We start from the raw sequence: 25,159 nt of genomic DNA, 5'->3' as shown, positions 1-25,159 counted from the left end.
GGATGCTAATACTAGCTAAAAGCCCCAAATTGCAATATAAATGACAACGATCAGAAGCGATGGTAAGAAGTTACCAACTTTAATCTTTAAATTAAACATAATGTTGAGCCCAATGCAGGCAATAAGCATCGAACCAACTAAAGAAATCCCGTTAATCATGGTGCTAGTTAGCAAGGGACGAATGAGAACAGCAAGATAGGTAATAGCTTCTTGATAGATGAAGAGGGGGACAGCACAAAAGATGGGTCCAACCCCAAAACCAGCGGCCATAATCGCTATAAATACGCCATCAATCACTGCTTTGGCAATTAGAGTAGTATAATCGTGGTTGATACCATCTTGGAAGGCGCCAAGAATTCCCATGGCCCCAACGCAAGTCGTTAAAGTAGCCGTAATGAATCCTTCGATAAACTTAGAATCACCTTCATTATGGCTGATCTTTTGTAGCCAGTGACCCAATTTTTCAAACCCAGTTTCGATCTTTAGAGCTTCGCCGATAGCTGCGCCAAGGGCTAAGGAAATGGTTACCATAATACTACCCTGGGTAACTAGTTGATGTTGATTGATTTTTAACATATAGGCGAGGCTCCCCGAAATGCCAATAAAGATGACGGCTAAACCAATCGCTTGTAAAACGGTTTGTTGGATTCGTGGAATTAATAAGCGTTGGAAAAGATAGCCTAGTAGGCCACCAGCAATAATGGCTCCAGCATTAATTAGGGTTCCAAGTCCACTCATAGATTTGCTCCTTAACAGTAATTGGATCCATTTTAACAAATTAAAAATTGCTTAGCCAAGGCTTTTGCAATAAAAACCTTGGCATCCCTGATAAAATTTGGTAGAATATGAAAGTTGATTAAATATGACTCGACCTAAGACTCAGGTGGCTTTGCCTTAATTTTACCTGCCGAGGAAGAAACGAACCGTTCTTCTCTATGTCTTTCAGTCATAGGGATTTTTCAATAATCCGATCAAATAAATAATAGGGAGGTGAAATCAAATGAGTGAAGCAACTATCGCTAAGAAAGCCGCTGCAGTTGAAGCGGCTAAGGAAATGTTAACTAATGCGGAAACTGCATTAGTTGTTGATTACCGTGGGTTAACAGTTGAAGAAGTGACTACTTTACGGAAGACATTGCGTGAATCAGGTGTTAAGATGCAAGTTATCAAGAACAAGATCTTGCAACGGGCCGTTGAAGGCACTGATTACGAAGGCTTAAACGATGTCTTTGTTGGACCTACGGCTATCGTTTCTTCAGATGAAGATGCGATTGCACCTGCTAAGATCTTGAAGAAGTTTGCCGATGAACATGAAGCCCTTGAAGTTAAGGGTGGGTTCATTGAAAAGTCCATCAAGACACTTGATGAAATCAACGAATACGCTACGATGCCAGGTCGTGAAGACTTGCTTTCAATGCTTGCTTCTGCCTTGTCAGACCCAATGCGCAAGATCGCTCGGGCCGTCAAGGCTGTGGCCGACAAAGCCGAAGAAGAAGCTGCATAAGCGAATCGTTTACCAATTCAATTTTACAAATAGCTATATAACAAACAATGGAGGAATCTAACATGGCTTTTGATAAGGATGCTATCATCGCTTCATTAAAGGAAGCATCAATCTCAGATCTTAACGATCTTGTTAAGGCAATTGAAGAAGAATTTGACGTTTCAGCTGCTGCTCCAGTTGCAGTTGCTGGTGCTGCTGGTGGTGAAGCTGCTGCTAAGGACAGCTTCACGGTTGAATTAACTGAAGCAGGTGCTGCTAAGGTTAAGGTTATCAAGGTCGTTAAAGACATTACTGGTCTTGGCCTTAAGGATGCAAAGGCAATCGTTGATGGTGCCCCTGCAGCTGTTAAGGAAGACGTTAAGGAAGACGAAGCTAACGACATCAAGGCTAAGCTTGAAGAAGTTGGTGCTACTGTTACCCTTAAGTAGTCACGATCAAATTACCAAAAGTCATCATTTGATGGCTTTTTTATTTTGCACAAAATTAGGCGGGTGAAGCAATGCAGTCTTCACTCGCCTAATTTTTTATAGTTTTATAAATTGACTTTGTTTTTCGGCGACTTGTTTTTCCATTAAAAAAATGGCCCAATTGGTCGCAAATGGTTGCTGGGAGATGGAGGTAGGTTAATTGATGGGGATCAACCGTCCACGAACACTCCAATGGGTTAATTAATAGTAGGTCGGCCTGGTGATCTTGATAACGGATGATTATTAGATGGCCTTGCTTGTCATAAGCTAGGCCAATGTCACCGGTAACCAAAAGCACATCTAGCTGGCGGCGTTTGATCCAGCACTTAACAGTTGCTTGTATCGTCTGATTAATCTGATCCCAGGGGAAAAATCGCCGATTATCAGGATCTTTTGCTCCCACTAGACCTGCTTCATCACCGTAATAAAGGCAAGGTACGCCTGGTAACATGAAGAGCATGGCAAATGCGATTTGGACTAATTGTTCGTCATTATTCAGCGCGGTTTTAATGCGAATGGTATCGTGAGTCCCAATGTTATTCAGACAATTTTCCATGAATTCGCGCGGGTAATTTTCGATCAAAGCCAGGTAATCAGTCATGGTTTTGGTCGCATCAGGCTGACAAAGGTAATTAGTAATAAAACTCCGGACCGGATAATTCATGGTTCCAGATAGGTTGTCGCCGTTTGGATAAGTCCGGAGCTCATTGCCCACATATTTATTAGAGGCGTCTTCCCAAACCTCACCGATTAGAACTTGATTACCTTCAATCCTTTCTCGGTGTCGTAATTGCCGTAAAAAGTCCATTGGTAATTCATCCGCGACGTCTAGTCGCCAACCATCAACTCCCAGTTGATCCCATTTGTGTAAAACCCCTTGATTACCATAAATGAAATCTTGATAGCTCGGGTCCGCCTTGTTAACTTCAGGAAGATTGCTGACCCCCCACCAGGATGCATATTTATCTGGATAATGCGTGAATTTAAACCAAGAATAATAGGGGCTGTGTTGGTTTTGACTAGCACCAGTATTCGGTCCATAGAGTTGGTGAGCGTTGAAATAGATGCTATCTTCCCCCACGTGGTTAAAGACGCCATCAAGAATTAAGTGAATTCCATTTTGATGAAGGCTGGTTACCAATTCCTTAAACTCTGCTTCACTACCTAACATTGGGTCGATAGTAAAAAAGTCGTTGGTGTCATAACGATGATTACTGGTTGCGGCAAAAATCGGGTTTAGATAAAGAATGGTTACGCCCAGTGATTTTAGATAGGGGATCTTTGCCTGGATACCAGCTATGTTGCCACCGTAAAAGTCCCAACGAACAATTTCACCATCACTATTTTTAATATAGTAGGGCTGGTCCTGTTCAGTGGCGTATAAGAAGCTGTTTGGTTTGCGCCCAGTAATTTCTTTATGCGGATGTCCATTAAAGAAACGGTCGGGGAAAATCTGATAGGCTATGCCGTGGCGATACCAATCAGGAGTTGGATTTTCAAACTGGTAGCAAGTTAATTGGAATTTTTGTAGTTGGTCATAGTCATCCGTGAGCGCAATTTGCCCCAAGTCATTACGCCCGGCCCAAATCGTTTTTCCCTGATGATGGATCTCAAAATAATAATAATACAGACCGGGTTTGATTAATGATAACTGGTATTCCCAGGTTGATCCGTCATGTTGTTGCATGGGATTAGCTACCTCTTGGTCACCAACGCGAGCTAGTTGCAGATAAACTTGGACTTTAGGATCATCAACAATAATTCGCCAGGTAATCGTTTGATTTATTTTAACGGCCCCAAAGGGTTGCTTAAAATTTTCATCCCAAGAATTATAATAAGCTTTCATGTGTAATTCTCGTCTCTCTTTTAATTTGAAAGATAATGTTACTAGTAATCGGATTTTTTACCAGTTTTGTCTTAAATTCTAAAATAGTTTGGGCTTTTCGACTTAATTATTAAAGAATTATTATATAATATAAGTAGAAAATAACAAACTTCTCAGGAAACGGTTCCAAATCCGTTATATTAAGGATAACAGATATTCTTGAATAACGCTTGAAACGGTTACAATAAGTTATTTAATTAATTTTATATAATATTTTAGCTAAGAATAGGTGGTGGGGAACTGATGGAGAAATTGAAAGAACGATTAGCATATTTTACCAAGGGCGAGGAGTACCATCTACAAGATTTTATGGGGTGTCATCGGACCGATGATGGTTTTGTATTTCGTGTCTGGGCACCGCATGCTAAGCAAGTCTGGGCAGTTGGTGACTTTAACGATTGGCAAAAGACGCATCCCATGGTCAAGGATGATTACGGAATTTGGTCAATTACAATTGGCCGGGTACAAACGGGTCAATTATATAAGTTTTTAGTACAAGAGCCCAATGGCAAGGAAGTTATGAAAATTGATCCTATGGCCCTGCGCTATGAAGCGCGACCAGGGACGGCGGCAATGGTAACAGAAATGCCAACCAGGAAGTGGCATGATGGACTTTGGAAGGGACGGAACAAACGATCGAATAACTTCTCACGTCCCATGAATATTTACGAAGTCCATCCGGCTTCTTGGAAACAACATGCCGACGGTTCGCTATATCAATTTAAAGATTTGACGGCCGAATTGATTCCCTATGTTAAAGAACAAGGCTTTAATTACATTGAATTTATGCCCTTAACAGAGCACCCACTGGATGCTTCGTGGGGGTATCAAGTGACGGGATATTTTGCCTTGGCGCATGCTTATGGTGAGATGGCAGACTTCCAAGAGTTTGTAGATGCTTGTCACCAGGCTAATATTGGGGTCTTAATCGATTGGGTACCAGGACACTTTTGCATCAATGCCGATGCCTTAGCCTATTATGACGGGACCCCGACTTATGAATATCAAGAAAAATGGCGCGCGGATAACCGTGGTTGGGGTGCCTTGAATTTTGACTTAGGGAAGCCCGAAGTAGTGTCCTTCTTATTATCAAGTGCACTGTTCTGGATTGAAAACTATCACGTGGATGGATTACGGGTCGATGCGGTTTCCAACATGCTATATCGCGATTACGATCGGGGACCAGGTGAATGGGAGCCAGATCAATATGGTGGCAATCGGAATCTTGAAGGGATTGCCTTTTTACATACTTTAAATCGAACGATTAAATGGATGCATCCTGAAGTATTAATGATTGCTGAAGAAAGCTCGTCTCAAGTGAAAATTACGGGGCGCATTGAAGACGGTGGCCTGGGCTTTGATTATAAATGGAATATGGGATGGATGAATGATCAACTGGATTTTTATGGTATGGATCCCTATTTCCGAAAAGATAATTTTAATCAAGCAACCTTCTCCTTCATGTATCGAATGAGTGAGAATTTTATTCTGCCATTATCACATGATGAGGTGGTGCACGGGAAACGGAGCCTGATGAATAAGATGTGGGGCGATCGGCATCAACAGTTCGACCAACTACGATTATTATTAACCATGCAAATGACTTATCCAGGGAAAAAATTACTATTCATGGGTGGCGAGTATGGTCAGTATTTGGAATGGCGTTTCAATGAAGGTTTAGAGTGGAGTAATCAAACAGATCCGCTGAATGATCAAATGTTAGCTTTTGATCGCTCCCTAAATCATTTTTATCTTCAAGAAAGGGCTCTGTGGGAGTTAGAACAAGAAGAAGCTAGTTTAGTAGTGATCGACGCTGATAACCGTGATGAGTCGGTCTTATCGTTTATTCGACAGGGAAAGACCCGCCATGATTTTGTGGTAGTGATTTTGAATTTTACTCCGGTGGAACGTGATCATTTCACAATCGGGGTCCCATATGCCGGGACTTATCAAGAAGTCTTTAATTCGGCTTTAAAAGCATATGGTGGGACTTGGAAAACTGATAATCCGGAAAGTCAGACTGTTGCACGACCATTTAAACAATTTGATTATCAACTGGAAACGAATGTACCGGCTTTTGGAGCGTTAATCTTAAAACCAACTAAGGTGACGATTAAGCCACATCGGCATAAGAAGAAATGAAGGAGGATTAGAACGATGGCATCAGATGTTTTAGCAATGATTCTAGCCGGCGGGAAAGGTACGCGGCTGGGGAGCTTAACCCAAAACCAAGCCAAACCTGGGGTGCCGTTTGGAGGACGGTATCGCATTATTGACTTTACCATTAGTAATTGTGTGAACTCTGGCATTGACAATATTGGCGTGATTACTCAATATATTCCGCTGAAACTAAATAGTCACATTGGAAACGGGTCCAGTTGGGGACTTGATGGCCTGGATTCAAGTATTAATATTCTTCAACCATATACCGACAATCGTGGCAGTCGGTGGTTCGAAGGAACGGCCCATTCCATCTATCAAAATATCGATTTTATTGATCGACAAGGGGCGAAATACCTTTTGATTTTGTCGGGCGATCATATTTACAAGATGGATTATGATGAAATGATTCAGCAACATATTGATAATAACGCCACCTTAACGGTTGCCGTGATGGATGTACCTAAGGAAGATGCCTCACGTTATGGAATCATGAATACCGACGTAAGTAACCGGATCATTGATTTTGAAGAAAAGCCTGCGCAACCAAAAAGTAATCATGCTTCCATGGGGATTTATATTTTTGATTGGCAGCGACTTCGTGATGTCTTAACGACTGCATTTTCAACCGACAATCAAATGCTGGATTTCGGGAAAAACGTGATTCCCTTCTATCTACAAAGTGATGAACGCGTTTTTGCATACTAATTCAGCGGTTACTGGCGTGATGTAGGGACAATCGACTCCCTTTGGAGTGCCAATATGGAGCTACTTGATCCCAATAACGAATTGAACTTATACGATCGTTCATGGCGGATTTATTCCAAGGACACCATCGCGGCTCCCCAATTAATTACAGGAAATGCGACAGTGAAGGATTCGATGGTCGTTGATGGCTGTTATGTAGATGGAGAAGTTGAGCATAGTATTTTGTCAGTGAACGCCAACGTGAAAAAGGGCGCCAAAATTACGGATTCAGTTATTATGCCAGGGGCAATCATTGGTGAAGGGGCCGTTATTAATCATGCCATTATTGGGGAAAATGCTGAAATTGGTCGCAATAAGGTGATTGATGGGCAAGAAGAGGTTGCGGTAATTGGAAATAATGAACGAGTGGGGGTCATTCCAAATGAAAACGAATAGTATGTGCGCCGTTTTTGATAATGTGTATGAATATAACGAACTACAACCAATCACTAGTTTCCGTTCCTTATCTACCCTTTATTTCGCTGGTAAATATCGATTGATGGATTTCCCATTAAGTAGTATTGTAAACGCAAATATCCGCGAGATTTTTATGATGGTGAACCAAGATAAGATTCAATCATATCTTGACCACCTTGGTGGTGGAAAGGAGTGGGGATTAGATACGATTGGGAGCTATTTGGAAATCAATTTTGCCCAAGAAATGCTCCGGAAGAAGTATGAAGGGGTGCGGTATTTTGATCGGATTATTAACTTTATTCGAAATTCTGGTTCAGCCTATGTAGTTTATATCGGGAATAAAATGTTAGCTAATGTTGACCTCAAAGCGATCTTAAAGTTTCACCAGGTTTCTGGAAATAAGGTTACGGGTGTGTTCAAACAGGTTGATCGTTGGCAGATCGCTCCGGATGATCAACTCTTCTTATTTGATGAAGAAAATAAGGTCGTCGGAAATCATCGAATTCGCGAAATGAGTGAACAAGAACAGTATAACTTATCTATGAATGTTTATATTGCGGATGCGGATTGGTTTGTGGATGTTTTAGATCGCGCCCAGATGAGTGGGATAGTACCTGACGCGACGGAAGGGTTGGCCCGGTTAATGACTCATGAACATAGTAGTGCTTATGAATATACCGGTTATATGCAAAACATCCATGATGTTAAGTCATACTTTAAAGCCAATATGGATATGCTGGAAAAGACCCATTATGATTCTTTATTGAATGGGAGTCAAAAGGTCATTACCCGGATCAAAAACGAGGTTGGAAATTTCTATACTAAGACTTCGCAAGTCAGTCAATCACTAGTTTCCACTGGTTGTAAGGTGGCAGGGCATTTAGATCATGTCGTGGTCTCGCGACGGGTTAAAATTGAAGAAGATACCCAAATTGATCATTCGATTGTCATCTCGAATGCGGTGATCAAACGGGGTGCCCAAATTTCTTATGCCATTATTGACAAAAACGTTGTGGTGGAACCTAGCGTGGTGATTAAGGGGACCCCTGAACGGCCAGTGGTTATTCGTAAGGATCAAGTGGTGACCCAAGATGTAATTGAAGGGAGCTAAAAACGTGAGAGTTTTATTTAGCGGAGCTGAATGTGCTCCATTTATTAAAACTGGGGGCTTAGGAGATGTTTTAGGAGCCCTCCCGAATCAATTAGCTAAAGATGGTGATGAAGTAGGGGTGATCTTGCCAATGTATCGGGACATTCCTCAAACATACCAAGAAAAATTTACCTATCTTGGTAACTTCTACGTCGAAGTTGGTTGGCGGAATCAATATTGTGGGATTTTTGAATATCAGGATCGGGGCGTTCGCTACTTTTTTGTTGATAATCAATACTACTTTGATCGTCCCGTCGTTTATGGATATTATGATGATGGTGAACGGTTTGCCTTCTTCCAACAAGCCGTCATTATGTTTATGGAGCGCTTTGATTTTATTCCTAATATCTTACACTGTAATGATTACCATACGGCCTTTATCCCCTTCTTACTACGTGAGAAATGGGGCTTTGTAGGCGCTTATGCTCAAATTAAAACGGTCTTTACGATTCATAATATTCAATTTCAGGGTCAATATGATGCAAACGTTTTACCTGAATTATTCGGGTTAGGCTATGACTGGTACGATAATGGGACTGTGCGGCAAGATAATGATGTTAATTGGATGAAGACAGGGATCTTATATGCAGATCGGGTGACGACCGTCAGTCCAACATATGCAGAAGAAATCAAGACTTCAGAATTTGGTTATGGGTTAGATAGCGTCCTGCGTTCAGTAGCTTGGAAGGTAACGGGGATCTTAAATGGAATTGATAATCAAAAGTTCAATCCCCAAACCGATCCAGATATTCCAGTTCATTATTCCGTCAAAAAACTGGCGGGCAAGAAAAAAGATAAGTCGGCCCTACAGAAAGAACTCAATTTACCAATTAAAGCTCGCGTGCCAATGATTGGGTTAGTTAGCCGGCTTACGGCGCAAAAGGGCTGTCAATTATTAGTCGAAGAATTAGATAATATTCTCCAATTTAACGTTCAGGTGGTTTTATTGGGTAATGGGGATCAGTTCTTCGAAGATCGGTTTAAAGAAATTGCGAGCCGGCACCCAGATAAGTTTCGTTTAATGTTAGCATTTGATCCGCAGTTAGCCCAACGAATTTACGCCGGGTGTGATGCTTTCTTAATGCCATCAGCCTTTGAACCGTGTGGCTTATCACAACTAATTGCTTTACGCTATGGCACGTTACCAATTGTGCATCAAATTGGCGGGCTGGCTGATACCGTCTGGGCCTATAATCCAGAAACTAATGAAGGAACTGGCTTTGGTTTCCGTGATTATCAGGGATATGTAATGGTAGATAAGATCAAACAAATGTTAGATGTTTATGCTAAACCGCAAGTTTGGCAAAAGATGATGCATACAGCCATGAAGAGTGACTTCTCGTGGAAAGATTCCGCAAGTAAGTATCAATGGATGTATGGTGAGTTAATAGGTTAGGGGTCTGATGATGACAAAAGATGAGTTTAAACAGGCATTTTTAGATGAGCTAGATACACATTTTTCCGTGGCGATTGATGAAGCGACCGATTACGAACTGTTCGAAGCCCTGTCGGCAGTAGTCCGTCACGGTTATTCCGAAAATTGGCGACGGACTCGAACCGAAGATAATCGCCAACAGACAAAGCAGGTTTATTATTTTTCCATTGAGTTCCTTCCAGGGACCCTTTTAAGAAGTAACTTATTAAATCTGGGCTGGCTTGATCAAGCTCGGGAAGCTTTACACGATTTAAAGCTTGATTTAGATCAAGTAGCCTTAGCAGAACCAGATTTAGCACTTGGTAATGGGGGCTTAGGTCGATTAGCCTCTTGTTTCATGGATTCCTTGGCTTCGGAAGGTTACGCTGCTAACGGGAACGGTATTTACTACAAATACGGTCTATTTAAACAAAAGTCTGTGGATGGCTACCAAGTGGAGATGCCAAATGACTGGACTAAGTCCGATAGTCCCTGGTTAGTGCGCCGAAAGGGGAAAGCAGCATTGGTTCATTTTGGTGGCCACTATACCATGATTGAACAGGATGGTTGGTTAACCCCCGAATATGAAGGCGATCAAGTGGTTCTGGCGGTACCATATGACATTGCCGTGGTGGGATATCATAATCATGTAACGAATACAATGCGTTTATGGAATGCTGAGATTCCTTCAGAAGATGAGATTGACTATCGAACGATTCAAGACCGGCGGACGATTGAAGATTTGACCTCAGTCCTGTATCCCAATGATTCGACTTATGACGGGCGTTTGTTGCGTTTAAAGCAAGAATATTTCTTCGTTTCGGCGGGAATTCAAAGCATCCTTCGTTATTTTGTCAAGAACAACGGTACCGATGCTTGGGACCAGCTACCAGATGAAGTGGCGATTCATATCAACGATACGCATCCAGCAATGTGTGTGGCGGAATTAATGCGTCTTTTGGTGGACGACTATCGGGTTGATTGGGAACGGGCTTGGCAGATTACCCAACAAGTAATGAGTTATACCAATCACACCATCATGGCTGAAGCCTTGGAAAAATGGGACGTCAATATGTTTCGGCAATTACTACCACGGTTGATGGACATTATCACGGAAATTGATCGGCGGTATGTCGAAAGTTTGCAAGGGCGAGTAGATGGCCAGATAATTGATCGGACACGAATTATTAGTGGAAACCAAGTTCATATGGCCCACCTAGCGATTATTGGTTCGCATTCGATTAATGGGGTGGCCGAATTACATACGCAATTGTTGAAAACTACGGTCTTGAATGACTTTTATAACTTGTATCCAGATCGCTTTAATAATAAGACTAACGGGATTACTTTACGGCGCTGGTTGCAACTAGCAAACCCGCAATTAAGTCATTTACTTGATGAACAATTAGGGAGCCAGTGGCGTAATGATTCGGCACAATTACTAAAACTGACTAAGGAGGCGGATGATCCGAAGGTCTTAAATCAGTTGGCCAAGATTAAGTTAGCTAATAAGCAAAAATTAGCTCAACTCATCAAGCAGCAAACTGGTTTGGAAGTTGATCCTCAGGCCATTTTTGATGTTCAGGTGAAGCGGCTCCATGCTTATAAACGCCAAACCTTGAAGCTTTTACATGTGCTGGCATTATATCGAGATTTAAAGAATGGGATTGATCATCCTAAACGGGTGGTAATCTTTGGTGCCAAGGCGGCCCCTAGTTATGTGTACGCTAAACAAGTCATTAAGGTTATTAATGAAGTGGCTAAGTTAATCAATCATGATCCAGATATTAATGATCGGTTGAAAGTAGTTTTTCTAGAAAACTATGGGGTAACCTTAGCTGAACAAATCATTCCGGCAGCTGATCTGTCAGAACAAATCTCGACCACTACCAAGGAAGCTAGTGGGACCAGCAACATGAAATTAATGGCTAACGGAGCTTTGACCATCGCAACGATGGATGGGGCCAATGTTGAAATTGCCGAAGCAGTGGGTGATGATAATATCTTCATTTTTGGCCTGAATAAGGATCAGGTTAATCAAGCCTATGCGGATCATTCTTATGATCCACAACAGGTATATAATCAATCACCAGTGGTTAAGTCAGTGGTTGATATGTTAATTGATGGAACCATCCCAGCTTGTCAGGTCGAAGGGAAAGCCCTCTACGATTCTTTTGTTCAAGCTAATGAACCCTTCTTTGTGTTAGCTGACCTAGAAAGCTATTTACAGGCCCAATCCCGCGTGGAAACGGCTTGGCAGGATCAAGAGGCCTGGGCTAAACGGAGCCTAATCAATATTGCCCATGCCGAGCGCTTTGATGCTGATCACACGGTCCAATTGTATGCTCAAGACATCTGGCATTTAACGCCACTAGCACAAGCATAAGGTAGGTAAAACTAAATGGAATTCGCCGCCGTTATCCATCGTCCAGATAGTGAAATGGCCTATTTAAAAAATGATGTTTTTCAAATTCGGCTTAAGGCCAAGCGAGATGATCTAAAAAAAGTAGCCTTAATTTATGGTGATCCATATTCGTTGATTTCTGAAAATTTAGATCCTTTTTATCAGCATCCGCAGCCGATGGATAAGATCTTACAAGATCAATATTATGATTACTGGGAGCTAGAAGTTCAGTTGCCGACCAAACGCTTGGCCTATGCCTTTGTTTTGGTTGATAATGACGACGAGGCATATTATTACAATGACCAAGGCTTCTGGCCTGTTGATCACGATGCTTCGTTGGATAATGCGAATAGTTATTTCCGTTTGCCTTACGGACATGAAATTGATGCGATTCATGTACCAAGCTGGGTAGCTGGGACCGTTTGGTATCAGATTTTCCCAGAACGGTTTGCTAATGGTGATCCAACCAATGATCCAGCGGGAACAAAATCTTGGAATCCTCAGGATCATCCGTCCCGCACGGCTTATTATGGTGGTGATCTGCAAGGAATTATCGACCATCTGGATGATCTAGCGAATTTAGGGGTAACTGGTTTGTATTTTAACCCGCTCTTTTTAGCGCCGTCTAATCATAAATATGACACGATCGATTATTTCCAAATTGATCCTCATTTTGGGACGAATCAATTATTCGGGGAACTAGTGCAGGCTGCCCATCAACGTGGGATGCGGGTGATGCTAGATGCCGTTTTTAACCATCTGGGAATCAATTCTCCTCAGTGGCAAGACGTCATCCGGTATGGACAGCAATCCACCTATGCAGATTGGTTTCATATTCATGAGTTTCCGGTTACCTATCAGGCTACTAGCAACCCTGAGTATTCACCGGCGATTTCTTATGAGACCTTTGCCAACAATCCACAGATGCCGAAACTAAATACGACTAATCCTGAGGTGCAAGCTTATTTGTTATCCATCGCCACCTATTGGGTCAAAGAATACGATATTGATGCTTGGCGTCTTGACGTAGCAAATGAGATTGATCACCATTTTTGGCGCGCTTTTCACCAGCGTATGTTGGCTCTCAAACCTGATTTTTATATCTTAGGGGAGATTTGGCATCGAGCTCAAGCCTGGTTAAATGGTGATCAATTCTCTGGGGTGATGAACTATCCATATACTGGTTTGATTATTGATGGGATTATTAAACGCCAGCTAAGCTTAAACCAGTTAAGCGCTGGCTTGAGTCGCCAATTAATGCTGTATCGCGACCAAACCAATATGTTGATGTTCAATACGTTAGATTCACATGACACCGCGCGTTTAATGACCATGGCTACTGGTAATTATCGCCTGGTTGAATTAGCGATAGCTTTTTGATCCTGCAGCCAGGGATGCCATCACTTTATTATGGAACCGAAATTGGGATAGCTGGTAATAATGATCCCGATTGTCGAAAGCCAATGAATTGGCAACCAGACGCGAAGGGAAGGCATTTAGCGCAACAGATTAAGAAATTGATTGCATTTCGGCATCGCTATGGAGCCTTATTAACCGCTGGTAAAATCAAATTTGTTGTCGTTGATCCTGATCGAATTCAGGTGGTGCGTTTTAATGACCACCAACAGGTCATTGGTGATTTTGATTTAGGGTCTAATTCTTATCAATTACAAGTAAAGTAAAAAGCACCCGCCAAATTTTGGCAGGTGCTTTACTTTATTCTTTATCATTTAGATCTTTGTCGCTGTTTGGTCGTGCCACATGATAATCATCATCATTCATGGCTTCGACTTCACCTAAACGATAACCATTCCCGACTTGACTAAAGAAGTCATGGTTAGAAGTGGTTGTTGAGATCCCGTTCATTACGATTGGGTTAACATCAGATGAAGTATCTGGGAAGAGCGGATCTTGACCCAAATTCATCAAGGCTTTATTAGCATTGTAGCGGATGAAGGTTAAAACTTCTTCAGTCCAGCCAACTTGGTCGTACAACATATGGGTGTATTTTTCTTCGTTATCATACAGGTCATATAAGAAGTTGTAGAGCCAGTCTTTCATGTCTTGTTGTTGCTTTTCGCTCAATTGGCGCATCCCAACTTGGAATTTATAACCAATGTATGTTCCGTGAACAGATTCATCTCGTAAGATTAACTTGATGATTTCGGCAACGTTATTTAATTGGTTGTGTCCCAAATAGTAAAGTGGGGTGTAGAATCCAGAGTAGAATAAGAAAGTTTCTAAGAAGACGTTGGCGACCTTTTTCTTCAGAGGATCCGTATTAGCATCTAGATATAGATTCCCGATCTTAATGGCCTTATTTTGCAAGAATTCTTGACTATCGGACCATTCAAAGATTTCATCAATCTCATCCGGAGTGTTTAACGTAGAAAAGATCGTGGAATAACTTTTTGCATGAACTGATTCCATGAATTGTATGTTATTTAAAACGGCAGTTTCATGCTGAGTTTGAACGTTTTCTTTTAAAGCCTTCAAACCTTCTTCGGATTGTAAGGTATCCAACAGGGTCAACCCACCAAAGACGTGACCGACCACCCATTTGTGATCATCGTCTAATTGGCGCCAATCGTCCAAGTCATTTGAAACCGGGATCCGGGTATCTAACCAGAATTGTTCGGTTAGTTTTTCCCAAGTTGCTTTATCAATCATGTCGGAAACCTGGTTCCAATTGATTGCATCGTAGTGAGTTAAACTCATGATAATTCTCCTTCAATTATTGATTAGATTAGGAATAGTATACACTAAATGACACAGCTTTCGCATTGGTTTGCCCCAATTTCATCCTCATCATCGGTGAAGGTCCGAATGTAGTAAATGGACTTAATGCCACTTTGGTAAGCATAGTGACGTAGGATGTTTAGATCCCGTGTCGTCATTTTATCAGTTCGACCATTCTTCCATTCATAGAGACCTTCAGGAATGGAGGAGCGCATGAAGAGGGTCATTGATAAGGCTTGATCAACATGTTGTTGCGCCGCCGCGTAAGTATCAATGACCGAACGCATATCAGTGTCATAAGCTGACTTGTAGTATTTGATGGTGTCATTGTTTAAGTATGGGGCTGGGTAATAGATCTTCCCAATCATTTTTTCTTGACGTTCTTCAATCCGGTTAATAATCGGATGTAAACTTGAGGTTGAATCACCAATGTAAGAAGTCGAGCCGTTAGGGGCGACTGCCAACCGGTAGGCATTGTAGATGCCGTCTTTCATAATGTCAGCTTTTAAAGCTTGCCAATCTTCAATTCCAGGAATAAAAATCCCGTTGAAGAGGTTCTTAACCGCTTCGGATTGAGGACCCCAGTCCTTGGTAACATATTTGTCGAAGTATGAGCCGTCTGCATAGGTGCTCTTTTCAAAATTATAAAAGGCCGTTTGCCGTTCTTTAGCGATCTCGTGAGAGGCCACTAAGGTCCAGTAATTCAAGAGCATAAAGTAAACGCTGGTGAATTCAATGGCCACGGGACTGCCGTATTGAATATGGTTTTTAGCAAGGTAACCGTGTAACCCCATGGCACCAAGGCCGATGGCGTGTAATTCATCATTCCCTTTTTGGATTGATGGGACAATATCAAGGGATTCAGAATCACTAATCCGGGTAAGTCCATAAGTCATTGCCCGGACAGAACGACCAAAATCTGGAGTTTCCATTAAGTTGGCCACATTGGTGGAACCTAGGTTACAGCTCACATCAGTTCCGAGTTTAGCAAAGGATTGATCGTTATTGATGATTGAAGGAGACTGAACTTGGGCAATTTCGGAACAAAGATTACTCATAATGATCTTGCCATCAATGGGGTTCTCCCGGTTTTCCATATCAATATTAACGATATAAGGATAACCAGATTCTTGTTGGAGTTTACTAATTTCGTCCTCCAGATCCCGCGCGTTGATCTTATATTTAGTGATTTCGTCATTAGCGACCATGTTATCGTATTCAGCGGTAATGTCGACATAAGAGAATGGGACGCTATAGACGCGTTCAACATCATAAGGGCTGAATAAGAACATTTCCTCATCATTTTCGACTAGTTCGTAAAATTTGTCAGGAACTGTAATACCGAGCGAGAGAGTCTTGATTCGAATTTTTTCATCGGCGTTTTCTTTTTTAGCCGCTAAGAAGGCGATGATATCAGGATGGAAGACGCTTAAGTAAACAACCCCAGCACCTTGGCGTTGGCCAAGTTGGTTGGAGTAGGTGAAACTATCTTCTAATAATTTCATCACTGGAACTACTCCACTAGCAGCGCCTTTAATCTTCTTGATCGGTGCCCCTGCTTCACGAAGATTGTTCAAACTAATTCCAACCCCTCCACCGATTTTGGATAATTGCAGAGCGGAGTTAACTGTCCGCCCAATTGAATTCATATCATCTGTTGCTTGAATTTCAAAACAAGATACAAATTCTCCCCGTCGCTTCCGACCAGCATTTAGGAAGGTTGGGGTAGCAGGTTGGTAGCGTTGATGAATTAATTCATCGGCGAGGTCTTGAGCTAACGCTTGATTACCATTTGCTAGAAAGAGGGCATTCATGGCGACCCGATCGATATAGTTTTCTAGGTAGTATTCTTTATCGTTGGTCCGTAAAGCATATTGGGCATAGAACTTATAAGCGGCCATAAAAGACTTGAAATGGAAATCTTGTGCTTTCAAGTAATCATATAGCTTTTCAATAAATTCGATTGGATACTCCCGAATAAAGCCCGCTTCAATATAGTCATTATCAATTAGCCAATCCAAGCGTTCAGCGACTGAAGCAAATTGTTTGGTATTTGGTTTTACGTTAGTTTCAATAAAATCAATTAATGCTTCGTGATCCTTTTCTAATTGAATTTGACCATTTTTAGGAATATTGATCTCATTGTTAAGATCAAAATACTTAACTTGTGTCATATCTAGGTCAGATAATGCCATGTGAAATACCTCTTTCTTCGTAAATTGGGCAAAATAAAGGAGCGAGATAGAACTAAATTTTATGGAATTTAGTTCGTCCTCTCGCCCCCGCAAGGACCGTTGAAGTTTAAATGAAATATAAATAATCATTCGTTCAACGGTGTATGCGATATTCGGTTAAGCAATAACCGATTTAATTGAAGTGATTATGCTAAACCACGTAACATGTCAGGACGGAAACCAGAAAAGGCATTTCCGTCAGGTAATTGAACAACTGGTGTTGCCATGAATCCGTTAGCCTTTAGTTCGTCAACGAATTCCGGTTGTTCGTCAATGTTGTGTTCAACAAAAGCCACGTTATGTTGTTCTAAAAACTTCTTTGTCATCTTGCATTGAATACAATTGTTCTTTGAAAATACAGTTACCATTGGTAATACCCCCTCGAGTCGTTCTCCGTTTAGTTGATGATATTAGTATAGTCGTTTTTAAGTATAAATCAAGTAGAAAAACACAATATCTTGTGTTTTTGTATTTCTGGTTACTAGATATAGGGTTAGAGAGAAGGCTTTCATTCTTTGCCGGCTACGAGATCTGACCAACAAGAAATGACTTTGGGGTTATGTTAAAATGATAAAACTAAGTGAAGTTAGCTTCAAAAATGAATGAGGTAAAAATTAACGGAGTGTTATTTTGGCAACGGAACGTGAGATTACTTTTTATATGAAAGAAGCCCTTAAAGAGGCTCGAGATGCAGCGTTAATGAATGAAGTGCCAATCGGGGCCGTGATTGTTCATGACGGTCAAATTATTGGACGAGGTCATAATATGCGAGAACGTTACCAAGATGTAACCTATCATGCAGAGATTTTGGCCATTAATGAAGCTAATCAAGCTTTACGAAGTTGGCGGTTAGAAAATTGCGAATTATACGTGACCCTAGAGCCATGTATCATGTGCAGTGGAGCCATTATTAATGCCCGAATTCCCCGCGTCTATTACGGAGCGGCTGATCCGAAAGCGGGAGCAGTTCATAGCTTATACCAACTGATGAATGATCAACGTTTAAATCACCAGGTTGAAGTTCATGCAGGAATTATGGAAGCGCCCTGTCAACAATTACTGAAAGATTTTTTTCGAGCAATTCGTCGTCGTAAAAAAATATTGAAACAAAAGCCGAATAGATAACTAGTTTTTTTAGTGAGGATAGTGTAAGATAGTTAATGCCGAAAGGTCATAAAGCAAGGAGACGCTTACGAATCGTGTCAGGTCTGGAAGGAAGCAGCACTAAGTTTGATGTTTCTTGTGCTTTATGTTAGATAGTTAATAATAGGAGATCGGAATTTTTCGATCTCCTTTCTTATTTAATTAAAGGTCGGTATAATGGAGATTAGTAAATTGAAAATGAGGGAGAACAAACTGTGAGCTATCAGGCTTTGTATCGGGTTTGGCGGCCGCAACGATTCATGGACGTTGTGGGTCAAGAAGTGGTCACGAAAACCTTAAAAAATTCAATTATTACGAATCAGATTAGCCATGCCTACTTGTTCGCTGGGCCGCGGGGGACGGGAAAGACTTCGGCCGCTAAAATTTTCGCCAAAGCAGTTAACTGCCATCATAAAGTTGATGGGGAACCATGTAACGAATGTGAGACCTGCCAAGCAATCACGAAGAATCAATTAAACGATGTCATTGAAATTGATGCGGCTTCTAATAATGGGGTTGAGGAAATTCGTGATATTCGGGATAAGGCTAAATATGCACCAACGGAAGCGGATTATAAAGTTTACATCATTGATGAAGTGCATATGCTTTCAACTGGGGCCTTTAATGCCTTATTAAAAACATTGGAAGAACCACCAGCTAACGTCATTTTTATCTTAGCTACAACGGAACCGCATAAAATACCGCTGACGATTATTTCGCGGGTGCAACGGTTTGATTTTCGACGGATTTCTTCGCAAGATGCTTTTAAACGAATGCAATATATTCTGGAACAAAAAGGGATCACTTATGATGAACAAGCGCTCTGGGTGATTGCTAATGCTGCTGAAGGTGGAATGCGGGATGCCCTGAGTATTTTAGATCAAGTGATCTCTTATGGGAATAACCATGTTGATGTGGATAATGCCTTGTTAGTGACGGGCAGCATTACACGTAAGTTACTGATGCAATATTACTTGCAAGTAACGAATCACGAAAGTGCTCAATCTCTTACCACTATGACCGAGATTTTAGCTGCTGGTAAGGATGGACAACGGTTTACAGAGGATTTAATTTCTTTATTACGAGATGTGCTACTCTATCAAGAATCACCAGATTTGATCGATCCGGCAACGACGGGACTGACGGCTGATGACTTTGACCAGATGAGTCAAAATGCTTCGGCTGATCAGCTTTACCAAATGATTGATGTCATTAATCAAATTCAAGATGAAATGCGATTTACGACACATCCCGATGTCTACTTAGAGGTTTTAACGGTTCGTTTAAGTCAGACTAAACTAGTGGAAGCTAATCCGCAGCCAGCTAAAGAAGATCCGCGGCTTGCACAGTTACAAAAGCAAGTTGAGCAACTGCAAATGCAGTTGCAACGAGTATCTACTAATCCTGCACCAGCCAAAGAACCGCATCGGCCAAAACCAAAGAAATCAGCGAAACACTTTAATTTAGCGCCCATTCATGAGATCCTGGGTCAAGCCACTCGGAAGGATTTAGATAGTCTCCAAGAACTTTGGGGAGATATGTTGAATATGTTAGAACCGGCTCAACGGTCCTTAATCCATATTTCAGAACCAGTAGCGGCCAGTCCTTCTGGAGTGGTTGTAGCTTTTGATAACCAATTTTTGTTCCAACAAGCCTCCGAGAGTACTTTGGGAGCTAATATGGAAGCCAGTTTACAGCGGTTAACGGGAAATGAACGAAAAGTGGCTTTTGTTCCTAAAGCCAAGTGGCCTGAAATTCGTCATGATTATCTGGCTAACCATGGCTTTTATCAAAAGTCAGCTGATTCAGCAGACAAACCGGCGACCGATCCAGTAGTTGAACAAGCAGCACAATTATTTGGTCAAGAGAATATTAATGTGCAAGATGATTAACAAGAAAAGAAGGTAAACAATAATGATGCGTGGAATGAATATGCAACAGATGATGAAGCAAGCACAAAAGATGCAAAAACAAATGATGGCTGAACAACAAGAATTAGCCGAACAAACCTTTGTGGGCAAGGCCCCTGATGAAATGGTCGTGGCTACCTTTACGGGTGATAAGAAGTTAACTGATTTACAAATTAAACCAGCCGTGGTGGATCCCGATGATGTCGATATGCTTCAGGACATGGTTTTAACGGCCATTAATGATGGGTTAGAGAAGGTAGATCAAGCGACCCAAAGTAAGATGGGTAAGTACACGCGTGGGTTAGGAATGTAGGAGTTAAGTCGGATGCAGTATCCAGAACCAATTGCTAAGTTAATCGACAGTTATATGAAATTACCAGGAATTGGTGAAAAATCCGCAACTCGCTTAGCTTTTTATACTTTGGGGATGGCCGATGACGATGTGAAAGATTTTGCGCTCGCTTTACAAGCAGTAAAACAAGATCTACATTTTTGCACCATTTGTGGCAATATCACGGAAGATGATCCCTGTCCCATTTGCAAAGATCCAACTCGAGATCAAAGCCAAATTTTGGTGGTGGAACGCGCCCGAGACATTATGGCAATGGAACGGATGAATGAATATCATGGACTGTACCATGTTTTAAACGGGACCATTTCGCCTAGTGAAGGCACGGGTCCAATGGATATTAATATTCCTAGCTTGATTGACCGTTTAAAACAACATCCTGAAGTACAAGAGGTGATTATTGCAACGAATGCTTCCATGGATGGGGAAACGACGGCCCAATATTTAGCTAAGTTATTAAAACCGGCAGGAATCAAAGTCACGCGGCTGGCTCATGGTTTATCAGCCGGGGCTGATATTGATTATACTGATGAATTAACGCTATTTAGGGCCGTCCAAGGACGGATTGAAATGTAAGAGGAGTAGTCCATGACAGGGAAGTTTATCTCTTTTGAGGGACCTGATGGGGCCGGAAAAACGAGTGTCATTAAAGCGATAGTTGACCGGTTAGCTGACTTAAATTTGGCTAATCAAGTGGTTTTGACCCGAGAGCCTGGGGGAACTCCCATTGGGGAAGCAATTCGTGATCTTTTATTATCCGCCAAATCGGTGGACATGGACGGCTGGACGGAAGCCTTTTTATTCGCTGCATCACGACGTCAGCATGTTGTGGAAAAGATTAAGCCAGCGCTTAAGGCCGACCAAATCGTCTTGTGCGATCGTTTTGTGGATAGTTCGGTTTCCTATCAAGGACAAGGCCGTCAACTTGGTTTCGATCAGATTTGGGAGCTAAATCAAGCAGCGATCGGTGATTGCCTGCCCGATTTGACAATTGTCCTTGACTTACCAATTGAAGAAGGACTCCAACGGATTACGCAACACCGTACGGACCAAATTAACCGGCTAGATGAAGAAACCTTAACTTTTCATCAGCGAGTTCGCCAAGGCTTTTTAAAGCAAGCCCAGCGTGATCCCCAACGGATCGTCGTTGTTGATGCAAGCCAAGAGCTAACAGCAGTCGTTAAGGATGTTTGGCACCAAATGGCAGAACGATGGCCAGAACTAAAAAATGAGGATGCTTAATCATGAAAATGGTAATTGCAATTGTGCAAAAAAAGGACAGTAATCATTTACAATCAGCCCTGATTGAAGCGGGATTTCGTTCAACCCGACTTGCCAGTGTCGGCGGTTTTTTGAGTGAAGGAAATGTGACCTTTTTAATTGGGGTAGTTGATCCCCAAATTCCGATGGTGATGGAAATAATTCGGGAGCACGCACAATCCCGTGACCAATTTGTTTCTTCACCAGCTGCCACCGATTTGGGGCGTTCGACCATGCCAGTGAATGTCCAGGTTGGTGGAGCGACGGTATTTGTACTCCCAGTCGAACAATTTGAACAATTTTAAGTAGGAGTCAAAATGACGGAAAGTTTGTTGACAGCTAATGATCGGCAACCCCAGCTAGTAAAGCGTCTGCAAGGCTTAATAGATCACAACGAGTTAGTGCATGCCTACCTACTTGTGGGGCCAAGTGGATCCGGAAAGAAATTGTTGGCACAATGGGTCGCTTTGCGGCTTTTTTGTTTATCGCCAGTCAATTCGCAACCGGATTTGACCTGTGATGAATGCCAGCGGATTTTGTCTAATAATCATCCTGATGTGGTGGTAGCAGGCCCAGATGGTAGACAAATTAAGGTTGACCAGATTCGACACTTAAAAGATGAATTTTCAAAAAGTTCAGTCGAAGGTCGCCAGAAAGTGTTCATCATTGAGGATGCTGAGAAAATGACCGTTAACGCAGCGAATAGTCTGTTGAAATTTATTGAAGAACCGGGTACTGATATCTATATCTTTTTATTAACGACGAATAAAAATGCGATTTTACCCACCATTCAATCACGGACCCAGATAATCGAATTGCAACCGGTCAGCGATGAAGTCGGTCGGGAGTTAATGACTCAAGCTCAGATTCCAGATTATTTGCAACCGGTTATTTGGGGCTTAACCAAGTCAGTTGATCAAGCTCAGTCGCTACTGGAGAATGACTGGTTAGGTCAAGTGGTTAAATTATTGGTCCCTTGGGTGCAGAAGTTGGCCGGTGAAGATTGGCTAGCTTTTGTTGAAGTGCAAACCAAGTGGATGCCTCTGGCAATTGATCGAGCACATCAACAAGTAATTTTTGATCTGATCATGCTGGTGGTTCGTGATCTGCTTTTTATTAAACAAGGGGTGGCAACTAACTTAATTCACTTTCAACAATGGTATCAACCATTAAGTGAGGTGGTTAGTCGCTTGAGTTCAGAGCAAATTTTATTCATTAGTGAACGAACCCTAGGACTGCGGCACCAACTAGATCAAAATATCAATTTTCAAAATATCTTAGAACAGTTTGTGTTACAATGCTTTACACGATTAGGCGGATACCATAGAGGAGCTTAGAATGACAGAACGGGTGGATAAAGGGAATTTATATGATCGATTAAATATGATCACCCAACAAACAAAAGCTCTGGTAGAAAATATGGAAATTCTCCAAGAGCAAATGAATTCCGTTTTAAAAGAAAATGCGGAACTCACAATTGAAAATAATCATTTACGTGAAATGTTGGCCCAACAAAATGTAAAAGCTGATGAAGGGCTATCGGATTCGCGAAAAAATTTGCAAAAGCTATATCAAGAAGGCTTCCATGTTTGTAACGAATATTATGGAAAGCGACTAGAAGATGATGAGTCATGTACCTTTTGTTTAGATGTCATCTTCAATGAACAGCGAGGCAAGTGATAATCATGCAAGCAGTTTCAAGCTTTCAAGAATCAATAAATGGACGATTATTTTTAGTCCCAACCCCGATTGGTAATTTGGATGATATGACTTTTCGCGCGATTAAAGTCCTTCGTGAGGTGGATTTAATTGCTGCCGAAGACACTCGTCATACCCGACAATTATTAAATCACTTTGAAATTGATACGCCGATGATTAGTTTTCATGAACATAATACCGAACAACGGATCCCGCAGTTGTTAGAACGACTAACCCAGGGTGAATCAATTGCTCAATGTAGTGATGCAGGGATGCCATCAATTTCTGATCCAGGGAAAGAACTGGTGGCGGCGTGCGTTCAAGCGAATATTCCGGTAATCCCATTACCGGGAGCCAATGCAGGTTTAACAGCATTAATTGCTTCAGGATTAGTTCCGCAACCATTTTATTTTTATGGTTTTTTAGAACGGAAGACATCACTTCAACAAGAGAGTTTGGCAGCGCTGAAAGAGCGTCAGGAAACGATCATTTTTTATGAGGCGCCACATCGTCTAGCTAAAACTTTACAAAATATGGTGACGGTTATTGGTCCTGAGCGTCCAGTGGTATTAGCACGAGAACTTACCAAGCGATACGAAGAATTTATTCGGGGTAGTTTAGCAGAAGTCTTAGCCTGGGCCCAAACCGACCAGGTACGTGGTGAATTTGTAATTTTATTAGCAGGACATCCTGGGGATGATGATAAGAGTTCAGAGATAACTGAGAATCCAATTGATCAGATTAAGCACTTAATTGATCAAGGCGAGAAAGTGAACACCGCTATTAAATTAGTAGCTAAAAAACGCGGCCTCAATCGACAAGCGCTTTATCGAGAATTTCATAACCTTTAGGAGCTGATATTGTGGAATTTTATGAAATTAAACATCAATTAAATTATTATGAATGTGATCCCGCTGGCCATCCCACCTTAAGCACCCTGATTAATTTGGCTGTATTAGCCGCTGAAGCCGACAATCAAGTAAATGGGGTGGGGTTAGCCACCGTTAATCAATTTGGTGGTGGTTGGGTTATTATCAATTATGCCGGTAATTTAAGCGTGCATACCGCTCACAAAGAAGAAGAATTAAGGATCGGCACACGGGTTGAGTCTTATAATAAATTTTTTATTATTCGAGATTTCTATGTTAAGGGGCCTGATGATCAAATTTATGCTGAATTTAAGGGTACCTTTGTCTTCATGGACTTGGTTAAGCGTAAGATAATGACGATTCCCCAAGCCGTAATTGATCTTTTTGATATGGATCCAGTCCGTCGCTTACCACGCCTTCCTCAACCAGGTGATTTTGAACGGTCACCGGAGTGGAATCAACAGACCTACCGGGTCCGATATTTTGATATTGATATGAATGGTCATGTTAATAACGCCCATTATTTTGATTGGATGTTAGATCCCTTGGGCGGAGAATTTTTAAGTCATCACCATTTAGTTGCCATGCGAATTACTTTTGCTAAAGAGGTCCGGATGGATGAGATTATCACCAGTTCCGTTAGTATCCCTACCCCATTGGAAGATGGGCGCTTAATGACGCAACATTTAATTGAAGTAGATGGGGAAATTAGTGCGAAGGGCGAAAATTATTGGATTCCGCTTGAAAAATGAAATTTTAAGAGCATGAAAGCGGTTTTGTGATAAACTCGTAGATGAATCAATTATGTA

General features: G+C 41.6%; 23 protein-coding genes, 1 other RNA gene, 1 pseudogene and 1 other annotated feature. Of the genes and pseudogenes, 20 read left to right on the top strand and 5 right to left on the bottom strand.

Annotated elements, in window-relative coordinates; all coding sequences use genetic code 11:
- Positions 1–15: 15 nt before the first annotated feature.
- Positions 16–738, bottom strand: a complete 723-nt coding sequence (locus PS3_RS02370; RefSeq protein ID WP_040467936.1) for a DUF554 domain-containing protein — start codon at positions 736–738, stop codon at positions 16–18.
- Between the two features lie 115 nt (positions 739–853).
- Positions 854–970 (top strand) — a sequence feature (ribosomal protein L10 leader region).
- Between the two features lie 30 nt (positions 971–1,000).
- On the opposite strand from PS3_RS02370, the gene rplJ reads away from it, so the two are divergent.
- Both rplJ and rplL read left to right on the top strand, forming a co-directional pair.
- A complete protein-coding gene (gene rplJ, locus PS3_RS02365; RefSeq protein ID WP_007121926.1) occupies positions 1,001–1,504 on the top strand; it encodes a 50S ribosomal protein L10 in 504 nt (167 codons plus the stop codon).
- A gap of 62 nt (positions 1,505–1,566) precedes the next feature.
- A complete protein-coding gene (gene rplL, locus PS3_RS02360; protein WP_007121925.1) occupies positions 1,567–1,932 on the top strand; it encodes a 50S ribosomal protein L7/L12 in 366 nt (121 codons plus the stop codon).
- A gap of 88 nt (positions 1,933–2,020) precedes the next feature.
- Here the strand turns inward: rplL and PS3_RS02355 are convergent, their stop codons facing one another.
- Positions 2,021–3,817, bottom strand: coding sequence for a glycoside hydrolase family 13 protein (locus PS3_RS02355; protein WP_100207277.1), 1,797 nt, complete (start codon positions 3,815–3,817; stop codon positions 2,021–2,023).
- 282 nt (positions 3,818–4,099) lie between these two features.
- On the opposite strand from PS3_RS02355, the gene glgB reads away from it, so the two are divergent.
- The 7 genes and pseudogenes from glgB (at position 4,100) to PS3_RS10580 (ending at position 13,830) form a co-directional block, all read left to right on the top strand.
- A complete protein-coding gene (gene glgB / locus PS3_RS02350; protein WP_040467935.1) occupies positions 4,100–5,998 on the top strand; it encodes a 1,4-alpha-glucan branching protein GlgB in 1,899 nt (632 codons plus the stop codon).
- Positions 5,999–6,013: 15 nt separating this feature from the next.
- Positions 6,014–7,159, top strand: a pseudogene (locus PS3_RS02345) (glucose-1-phosphate adenylyltransferase).
- Complete coding sequence (gene glgD / locus PS3_RS02340; RefSeq protein ID WP_007121922.1) at positions 7,146–8,291, top strand: glucose-1-phosphate adenylyltransferase subunit GlgD; 1,146 nt, start codon at positions 7,146–7,148, stop codon at positions 8,289–8,291. The pseudogene PS3_RS02345 and the gene glgD overlap by 14 nt, the downstream one beginning before the upstream one ends.
- 4 nt (positions 8,292–8,295) lie before the next feature.
- Positions 8,296–9,726 carry a glycogen synthase GlgA gene (gene glgA, locus PS3_RS02335; RefSeq protein ID WP_007121921.1) on the top strand — a complete coding sequence of 477 codons (1,431 nt, stop codon included), beginning with the start codon at positions 8,296–8,298 and terminating at the stop codon, positions 9,724–9,726.
- 10 nt (positions 9,727–9,736) lie between these two features.
- Positions 9,737–12,130 (top strand): glycogen/starch/alpha-glucan phosphorylase, encoded by a 2,394-nt coding sequence (locus PS3_RS02330; protein ID WP_235719979.1) that lies wholly within the window; start codon positions 9,737–9,739, stop codon positions 12,128–12,130.
- 15 nt (positions 12,131–12,145) lie between these two features.
- Positions 12,146–13,528 (top strand): glycoside hydrolase family 13 protein, encoded by a 1,383-nt coding sequence (locus PS3_RS02325; RefSeq protein ID WP_081478373.1) that lies wholly within the window; start codon positions 12,146–12,148, stop codon positions 13,526–13,528.
- 14 nt (positions 13,529–13,542) lie between these two features.
- Positions 13,543–13,830, top strand: coding sequence for a hypothetical protein (locus PS3_RS10580; protein ID WP_235719978.1), 288 nt, complete (start codon positions 13,543–13,545; stop codon positions 13,828–13,830).
- Between the two features lie 34 nt (positions 13,831–13,864).
- Here the strand turns inward: PS3_RS10580 and nrdF are convergent, their stop codons facing one another.
- The 3 genes from nrdF to nrdH all read right to left on the bottom strand — a co-directional run bounded on the left by nrdF (position 13,865) and on the right by nrdH (position 17,489).
- Positions 13,865–14,866 (bottom strand): class 1b ribonucleoside-diphosphate reductase subunit beta, encoded by a 1,002-nt coding sequence (gene nrdF, locus PS3_RS02320; protein ID WP_007121919.1) that lies wholly within the window; start codon positions 14,864–14,866, stop codon positions 13,865–13,867.
- A 44-nt stretch (positions 14,867–14,910) separates the two neighbouring features.
- On the bottom strand, positions 14,911–17,082 hold the full coding sequence (gene nrdE, locus PS3_RS02315) for a class 1b ribonucleoside-diphosphate reductase subunit alpha (protein ID WP_040467934.1): 2,172 nt from the start codon (positions 17,080–17,082) through the stop codon (positions 14,911–14,913).
- A gap of 185 nt (positions 17,083–17,267) precedes the next feature.
- A complete protein-coding gene (gene nrdH, locus PS3_RS02310) occupies positions 17,268–17,489 on the bottom strand; it encodes a glutaredoxin-like protein NrdH (RefSeq protein ID WP_007121917.1) in 222 nt (73 codons plus the stop codon).
- A gap of 292 nt (positions 17,490–17,781) precedes the next feature.
- Here nrdH and tadA point away from each other — a divergent pair, with 292 nt between their 5' ends.
- The 11 genes from tadA to PS3_RS02260 all read left to right on the top strand — a co-directional run bounded on the left by tadA (position 17,782) and on the right by PS3_RS02260 (position 25,102).
- A complete protein-coding gene (gene tadA, locus PS3_RS02305; protein WP_050950798.1) occupies positions 17,782–18,246 on the top strand; it encodes a tRNA adenosine(34) deaminase TadA in 465 nt (154 codons plus the stop codon).
- A 45-nt stretch (positions 18,247–18,291) separates the two neighbouring features.
- Positions 18,292–18,378, top strand: an RNA gene (ffs, locus tag PS3_RS10065) — signal recognition particle sRNA small type.
- Positions 18,379–18,479: 101 nt separating this feature from the next.
- Positions 18,480–20,156: a DNA polymerase III subunit gamma/tau gene (gene dnaX / locus PS3_RS02300; protein ID WP_007121915.1), complete on the top strand. Its 1,677-nt coding sequence runs from the start codon at positions 18,480–18,482 to the stop codon at positions 20,154–20,156.
- Positions 20,157–20,178: 22 nt separating this feature from the next.
- On the top strand, positions 20,179–20,487 hold the full coding sequence (locus tag PS3_RS02295) for a YbaB/EbfC family nucleoid-associated protein (RefSeq protein WP_007121914.1): 309 nt from the start codon (positions 20,179–20,181) through the stop codon (positions 20,485–20,487).
- A gap of 12 nt (positions 20,488–20,499) precedes the next feature.
- Positions 20,500–21,099, top strand: coding sequence for a recombination mediator RecR (gene recR, locus PS3_RS02290; protein WP_007121913.1), 600 nt, complete (start codon positions 20,500–20,502; stop codon positions 21,097–21,099).
- Positions 21,100–21,111: 12 nt separating this feature from the next.
- A complete protein-coding gene (tmk, locus tag PS3_RS02285; protein WP_007121912.1) occupies positions 21,112–21,765 on the top strand; it encodes a dTMP kinase in 654 nt (217 codons plus the stop codon).
- Between the two features lie 2 nt (positions 21,766–21,767).
- Positions 21,768–22,088, top strand: coding sequence for a cyclic-di-AMP receptor (locus PS3_RS02280; RefSeq protein ID WP_007121911.1), 321 nt, complete (start codon positions 21,768–21,770; stop codon positions 22,086–22,088).
- Between the two features lie 12 nt (positions 22,089–22,100).
- Positions 22,101–23,120 (top strand): DNA polymerase III subunit delta', encoded by a 1,020-nt coding sequence (gene holB, locus PS3_RS02275; RefSeq protein ID WP_007121910.1) that lies wholly within the window; start codon positions 22,101–22,103, stop codon positions 23,118–23,120.
- Between the two features lies 1 nt (position 23,121).
- Positions 23,122–23,463 (top strand): DNA replication initiation control protein YabA, encoded by a 342-nt coding sequence (locus PS3_RS02270; protein WP_007121909.1) that lies wholly within the window; start codon positions 23,122–23,124, stop codon positions 23,461–23,463.
- Positions 23,464–23,468: 5 nt separating this feature from the next.
- Positions 23,469–24,332 carry a 16S rRNA (cytidine(1402)-2'-O)-methyltransferase gene (gene rsmI / locus PS3_RS02265; protein WP_007121908.1) on the top strand — a complete coding sequence of 288 codons (864 nt, stop codon included), beginning with the start codon at positions 23,469–23,471 and terminating at the stop codon, positions 24,330–24,332.
- 11 nt (positions 24,333–24,343) lie between these two features.
- Complete coding sequence (locus tag PS3_RS02260; protein WP_007121907.1) at positions 24,344–25,102, top strand: acyl-[acyl-carrier-protein] thioesterase; 759 nt, start codon at positions 24,344–24,346, stop codon at positions 25,100–25,102.
- The last annotated feature ends 57 nt before the right edge of the window (positions 25,103–25,159 follow it).

Origin of the sequence: Limosilactobacillus gastricus PS3, from assembly GCF_000247775.1 — a bacterium.
In the GTDB taxonomy this organism is placed as follows: domain Bacteria; phylum Bacillota; class Bacilli; order Lactobacillales; family Lactobacillaceae; genus Limosilactobacillus; species Limosilactobacillus gastricus_A.
Note: the sequence above shows the minus strand (reverse complement) of the source record. Positions and strands in the feature narration are given on the sequence as shown.